The sequence below is a fragment of the Paenalcaligenes sp. genome (assembly GCF_030152715.1).
Lineage (GTDB): Bacteria > Pseudomonadota > Gammaproteobacteria > Burkholderiales > Burkholderiaceae_B > Paenalcaligenes > Paenalcaligenes hermetiae.
In genome coordinates this window covers 21,881-28,188 of the sequence record NZ_JASLIX010000132.1, presented here as the reverse complement: position 1 = coordinate 28,188, position 6,308 = coordinate 21,881, and the positions used below count along the sequence as shown (strand labels likewise).

Genomic DNA, 6,308 nt, shown 5'->3' with positions numbered 1-6,308 from the left:
AAAAATTGTCGATATCACGCCCGCAATGAGAGAAGCCGCCCGCAAAAAAGCGGACGCCATAGTGGAACGCTATGAAAAAGCCCTAACAGGCGAACTAGGGCGCTACACCGCATCCCGCCTATATAGCCAATACTGTGACGTAATTGAGATGCGCAACGACCGTTCTGTAGAGGGCTTTAGGGATTGTGTGGAACGGATAACCCTATATCAAGAATGGGCAAAACATGGTGAGCTAGCTTGGAGCTCCCGCAAGCCTGGGCAAGATGATAAAGCGGCAAAACCAAGCAAACTGTATTGCGAAATGCACAACCCTAGACGCAGCGATGAGGCCCGACGCGCCTACCAACGTGACCGACGATTCATGGCCGAGTATGAGAATTTGATGGAAGCGATCTGGTCACAAGGCATCAACACCATGTCTTTATCGCCTTGGGATATTGAGGCACATGCTTATGTCAGACGTGAGGCTTATAGGCTGGTGCAAGAGACTAAGACACCACGATCGACAGCGAGCACCATTCAAGCGCTCCTAACCCAAGGTATGAACCAATCTGAGGTTGCACGAGAGCTAGGTATATCACGTCAGGCGGTATCGGCGGCTATTAAACGGTACAAGCACCATGCAACTAGCTAGCTTAAACATAGACTGCACTTACAAAGTGCCTCATGGAAAACTAAGTGCGCCATCTGTAGATTCACTCATGTGGTGGCGACTTTCGACCCGTTGCTGCCAGTAGGCTCGACCTTGTCTCCTCGAACACGTGGCGCCGCTGCAGTGATCGCAGTGGGTCAATAACGAATTTTTTCTAAAAAGGAATATCATCTTCTGCGAATAAGAATGAGCCTTTGTATCGATAGATACTCTCAAGTGCCCTCGTAACGGTCTTTCTTGATTCTGCATCCTCATTAAGAAAATCTAAATGTTCGTCCTCAAGCGGAAGAGTGACCACAACAACGCGATCCTCATAGCACCAAGACAAACTAATAGTCTCTTTTTTTAAATTTATGTTGTATGTCTTGTAGATGCGCCAGTGCAAACCCCACCAAACATCTTTTCTGAATTTTTCGATAAAAATTTTGGTTCTATTCCAATCCTCAAGTACTCCCTCGTAAAAATCATCGCAATAGTCGGAAAACACCTTGCAATTGAAAGCGTGAAGTTCGTCGTAATCTGAAATCGTCTCCTCGAATTCCTTTGCTCGGAGGAATCTAATCCGTGAGACATTTTGCTTCTTATCTATGATGTAGTTTGCTAAATATTGCTCTGAGCAAAGGTCTGATGCACTTAAATCATCACCATCAAATAAAAGCCTAATCATCTCTGAATCAATTACTGAAATCAATGAGAAATGATAAATCGATGGAACTGTCTTCCTAGTTGGTAGTGCTCTGAGCTCATAGGCTTGCGCTTTCATGAGTGATGTTACAGAGTTGAATATCGCCTTGTCGTTTTTGGGAGCGCCAGATTGACGACACATTTCCTGAAAGGCGAATATATCAAACATGGGATCTGCGAGAGCTCTCAGGACCTTTTCCCCACCTTTGGTGTGATAGTCGGCACCAAAATCCGGCTGAGATAACTGAAACCCCAACGCTTTGTCATTGGTCCACGCATGGACCGGATTCCAGTTTCTATTAGGGTCGCTTTTGTCGAGAGGACGAGATAGTAGTGCCCACACATTAGCCTCATTCTTCTTGCAGCTAATAACTAACGCGGTATACACAAAAAAGTGCTGAACTTTGGTAGCCTTATAGGCTATAAGATCAATCTCTCGGACGGTCTCTTCATTATCATCAAGATAGTATTTGTTGCTGATAACACTCCAGCCTTTTCGTCTCAATGCAGTAGAAATATTGTGCTCAAGAACGAAGCCAGTTTTGATTATTTGTTTCTCGAATTTAGTGTTATCCATATTCAATTGACTCTGATAGCAACTATCAGTATGTGTTGTGCACCGTGAGATTTTACAAGAAAATGCACCCGATCTAAATTATTATGCTGTTGCATTGATTTCCTACTTCTTCTCAAACCCTAATCTCTTTTTATCAAATCATCACTGATCTTTAAGGGTTACCGAACTTCAGCTCATGACCAAAAGCGGTAGTTTCTAGCTCGACTATATCACGCCCGACAATATTTACCGACAGCCTTTGATTTCAGCAAAAGCCCAGCGAGCACATCCAGCAGTCCACCCCTCAATCATATCCGCCCAATTCTGTAACAGTTCAGCCCGCCGCTCCCTATACTCCGCCTTGTTATACACCGCTCTCACGCCTCGTTGTTCGTGCGCTAGACATTTTTCAATCCAGTCGGTGTTGTACCCTGCCTCATGCAGCAAGGTGCTCGCTCGCCTTAAATCATGCAATCCAAACTTCGCTAGAGGCTGCCCTTCCTTTTGTGCCAGCCGGTAGGTTAAGCTCAGAAACTGACTCAGTGTCACGCTACTAATGGGTTTATCGGTGTCATAGCGTTATGACAGCACGTATTCCGACCCATCTGCGAAGGTTTTTAAAGCAATGAAGATATCCAGCGCTTGCCGGGACAACAACATCAAATGGAGATCGCGGCGTTTCAGGCTCTCGCTCACTCACAGCGTCTATTACTACGACAATTTATCAAAACGGAAAATAAGCAAGACATCGTGGATAAATGCTTTGTCGCCACATTCGAATCTCTAATCGAGTTAGCTTGGGACCGTGCCTCTAAGCAAACAGTAAAACAGACTATGCGAAACGTTAGGTTTAAATGGCAGATGCCCTAAAAAATTCTGCCGATTCTACGGTGCAGCCACAAGTCTAAAATCCTTCGCAGACGATAATGACTCTTCACGCGGAATAGATGATAAATTACGATTCAGCCACTTATACTGTGCTTCACACCAGCCTAAGCTACAGGATGGATCATTGAATCCCGTATATAAAAAAGCAACTCCTTCTATTGCACAGTTTGATCTCGAGCTTGGCCGACTCTCGCGTCAATGTGCGAACCGAGCCACACCACACGCCGCCTCCGGCGACCCACTAGTAGATGATTACTTTTATCTCTATTTTCTAGGTCAGACTATACAGCCAGCCGACAAAACCGAACTACGTAACCTAGTTCGATTGATGGTTGATGCTCCGCTGACAAATCAAAAAAAACAAATACCGGCACTCCAAAAAGAGGGCTTAATCAATCGCAGATTACTAAAAAATTAGGTGTTAATAATCGTCAGTCCATATCAAAAGCACTATCGTCTATCCCAAAAACATTCCATTTACCGTAAAACATAAAGGAAAATTTTAGGGGCTAAAAATCTCTGACTCAGATTTAGTCCCAGCTTTATCAGGCAGAAAACGATCCAAAGCGGAAGTTTAACGTCCGGCAAGCAGGGCTTTCAACCTCTGAACTGAACGTATTTCTAGAGTCGTTGCACAGTCTGAAACCAAGGAGACAATTACTAGAGCTTTCGCGCATTAATTCTAATAATCGCAAGCAATCTAAATGATGTAAATAACAGTAAACCAACCAAAGTAACAAACAGTGGGATGAGAGCAAGCGCCCAATAGTCAGTGCTGATCCATCCTGGCCCCGGTGCCATGGGAAAATCGAAAGTCAGAATTCCAGAGAGCGTTACCATCCGATCAAAAATGATTATCCCCAGCTCTTGAGACTCAATAAAGAAGTATGTGACCAACAACCCGGAAACGAACGGTGCTAAAGCGAAAGCCGATGCCATCGCCACTGCCAAGGGAAATTGTACGTCGAATGGAAACCAAGTTGAGTCGTGTCTGACTGTCGGTTCGATTCGTCGTACGCGCCGCCACAACTCCCACGCAATGATAAAGATGACTATCGGCCCAAATCGGATAATCGAGGTATTCGTCGCGTTGATCCCTATGAAACCGGTCCGCGCCTCAACTTCTTCAAAGAGCCTGGATACTGCAGTTCCTAACTCATCCGCACTGTAAAAAACTCCACGCCTCTCCGCTGCGTATTGCAAGATAACATGTCGTAGCACTTGAATGTGGACCAGCACAAAAGGTTCGACAACTTTCAAGTAATCCTGCACAATCAACGGAAGCAGACTCTTAATTTCATCGGTTTCTTCAATAACGTATAGCTCTGCAGGTTTCGGCGGGCGTAATTTAGGAAAGGAGTTTTGAAATGATTCGGGGAGTCCTACAAGAATGTCGCCTTTTTCATCCTTAAACAGCCAGGCATGAAAATCCGGGCCATAACCCCCAATACAGCGTCCAAAACTAACTAAACGAGAATTCTCACTAGAGATTCTGTGCAAGCCGCCTGCGATGTAACTACTGATGCCAAAGAACGTTACCCCCTGCTCCCCTTCAACTACGGAAATTTCGCAAGTGGCAACGGGCGCAAATCTCATTGGAACTTCATGGAGACCTGCCTTTTGAATTGTCCTATTATCAAATTTATCTGGAAGAATAAATCCATTTTGAACAACTTCAGCCCTCGCACGCGAATGGAACCTCGTTAATTCCCGACGAGGCATCTCTCTGTGTTGAGTGCTCCCTTCAGAAAGAAGAATCAATGCATGGATAATACTCAGAGACCTCAAATTATCCATTGCCTCATTTCGGTCAATTTTATTTATTCCCGCGAAAACATAAATTATTATCATGGTTACAAGGATGTAGAACAGCCTAGCACTTGAGGAGATAGCTTCTTTTTGTAACTCCTGACTAATGGTCTTCATTGGAAATTTCTTCGCCTTCATTTTCATAAGATAATAGCCTTCAACTCAGGAGGACGATTAAGATTGGAAAAAACCTGTACCGAGGACGGGGTGCAGGATGTAGTGTTGAGTAATCGTAACAGACTCGTTTAAGAATGTTGGTCCGCCTAGGTCTACGTTTCCATGCCCCTGCGTCAAGACTATTTAACTCCGGCGTGGAATGACTGCTTCTGGCCGAAAGCGGTAGTTGCAAGCTCGATTCTATCTCGTCCGACAACGCTTACAGGTTACTGTTATAAATCAACGAGCAATCCTAGCCGTCCACCCATCAATCATATCCGCCCAGTCCTGCAACATTTCAGCCCGCTGTTCCCTATACTCCGCCTTGTTGTACACCGCTCTCACCCCCCGTTGTTCGTGCGCTAGACATTTTTCAATCCAGTCGGTGTTGTACCCTGCCTCATGCAGCAAGGTGCTCGCCGTACGTCTTAAATCATGTGGCCCAAACTTCGCTAGGGGTTGCCCTTCTTTTTGTGCCAGTCGATAGGTTAAGGTCAGCACCTGATTCAGTGTCGCGCTGCTCATGGGCTTATCGGTGTCATAGCGTGATGGCAGCACGTACTCCGACCCACCCGCAAAGGTTTTTAACGCAATGAAGATATCCAGTGCTTGGCGGGACAAGAACACCAAATGAGGATTGCGACGTTTCATGCGCTCTTTGGGGATAGTCCATAGTGCTTCGGTGAAGTTGATCTCGCTCCATGTGGCATTGGTTAGCTCACTCTTGCGCACCATAGTCAACAACAAGAGCTTAGCGGCGGCTCGTATAGAGGGGGATGTACCAATTCTTTCTATATATTGATACATCAGGCCAATTTCTTCTGGTGTTAAGGCCCTATCACGCGGCTCAAATCGGGCGATACTGGCTGGGCGTACCAATTCAGCAGGGTTATCCACTTTTTGGCCGCGTTCAATCGCCCAGCGGAAGATTTGTAGCACCAACTCACGCGCATGTACGGCGGTTGCCGGTGCACCTCGCTCTACGATATGGTCCGTCAAGGCGCGTAGATCCTCGTGGCCAATTTCTTGTAGCTTCATTTTTCCAAATCTAGGCAGCAGCTCGCGCTCATAGACTGAACGGCGCATATCACGTGTGGAGTCGGCCATCTGATAGCCACGCAACCACTTTTGTGCCCACGCATCGAAAGTATCGGCATCTTTGATCCGGGCCTTGGCACGGGCTTTTTCTTTGGCTGGGGATTTGCCTGCGGCGATCATCTTTTTGGCTTCGCCTAGTTGCTCGCGCGCCTCGGCTAGCGTGATGCCACCCAAGCCGTAACGGCCAAAGGTAATGGTCTCTTGCCTGCCATGGATACTGTAGTTGTAGCGAAACGAAATGGTACCTGCAGGGGTGACAGCAGCATACAGCCCATCTCGGTCATTAACTTTGTACAGCTTGTCTTTAGGCTTAAGATTTCTGAGCTTGGTATCAGTTAGCATCAGCACGGCTCCTTACCCCCTTCTGATACCATGAGCAAATATCGCATCAAAAAATCAGAGAAAAGGAAGAAAAAACAATAAGTTATAAATTTCTAATACCATGCTCCTGCTCAAAAGCCCTGC

At 46.1% G+C, this 6,308-nt stretch carries 5 protein-coding genes and 1 pseudogene; 2 read left to right on the top strand and 4 right to left on the bottom strand.

Annotated elements, in window-relative coordinates; translation table 11 throughout:
* Positions 1–634 (top strand): helix-turn-helix domain-containing protein (locus Q1V74_RS10735; protein WP_300648818.1); only part of this gene is annotated, 634 nt, incomplete at its 5' end.
* A 172-nt stretch (positions 635–806) separates the two neighbouring features.
* Here the strand turns inward: Q1V74_RS10735 and Q1V74_RS10730 are convergent.
* Entirely contained in the window at positions 807–1,913 is a 1,107-nt protein-coding gene (locus Q1V74_RS10730) for a hypothetical protein (RefSeq protein ID WP_300648816.1), read from the bottom strand.
* A 225-nt stretch (positions 1,914–2,138) separates the two neighbouring features.
* A pseudogene (locus Q1V74_RS10725) lies at positions 2,139–2,582 on the bottom strand (tyrosine-type recombinase/integrase); the annotation flags it as partial.
* Positions 2,583–2,904: 322 nt separating this feature from the next.
* Here Q1V74_RS10725 and Q1V74_RS10720 point away from each other — a divergent pair.
* The gene (locus tag Q1V74_RS10720; protein ID WP_300648814.1) at positions 2,905–3,198 is read left to right on the top strand and encodes a hypothetical protein; all 294 of its coding nucleotides are present in this window, start codon (positions 2,905–2,907) and stop codon (positions 3,196–3,198) included.
* Positions 3,199–3,440: 242 nt separating this feature from the next.
* Here the strand turns inward: Q1V74_RS10720 and Q1V74_RS10715 are convergent, their stop codons facing one another.
* Together Q1V74_RS10715 and Q1V74_RS10710 are read right to left on the bottom strand one after the other, a co-directional pair.
* On the bottom strand, positions 3,441–4,733 hold the full coding sequence (locus Q1V74_RS10715; RefSeq protein ID WP_300648812.1) for a hypothetical protein: 1,293 nt from the start codon (positions 4,731–4,733) through the stop codon (positions 3,441–3,443).
* Between the two features lie 252 nt (positions 4,734–4,985).
* Positions 4,986–6,185, bottom strand: a complete 1,200-nt coding sequence (locus Q1V74_RS10710; protein WP_300648810.1) for a site-specific integrase — start codon at positions 6,183–6,185, stop codon at positions 4,986–4,988.
* Positions 6,186–6,308: the final 123 nt, after the last annotated feature.

Bases quoted from the DNA above. Each gene is read 5' to 3' on its own strand.
- Q1V74_RS10710 (WP_300648810.1), bottom strand. From the start codon at position 6,185: ATGCTAACTGATACCAAGCTCAGAAATCTTAAGCCTAAAGACAAGCTG.
- Q1V74_RS10730 (WP_300648816.1), bottom strand. From the start codon at position 1,913: ATGGATAACACTAAATTCGAGAAACAAATAATCAAAACTGGCTTCGTT.
- Q1V74_RS10715 (WP_300648812.1), bottom strand. From the start codon at position 4,733: ATGAAAATGAAGGCGAAGAAATTTCCAATGAAGACCATTAGTCAGGAG.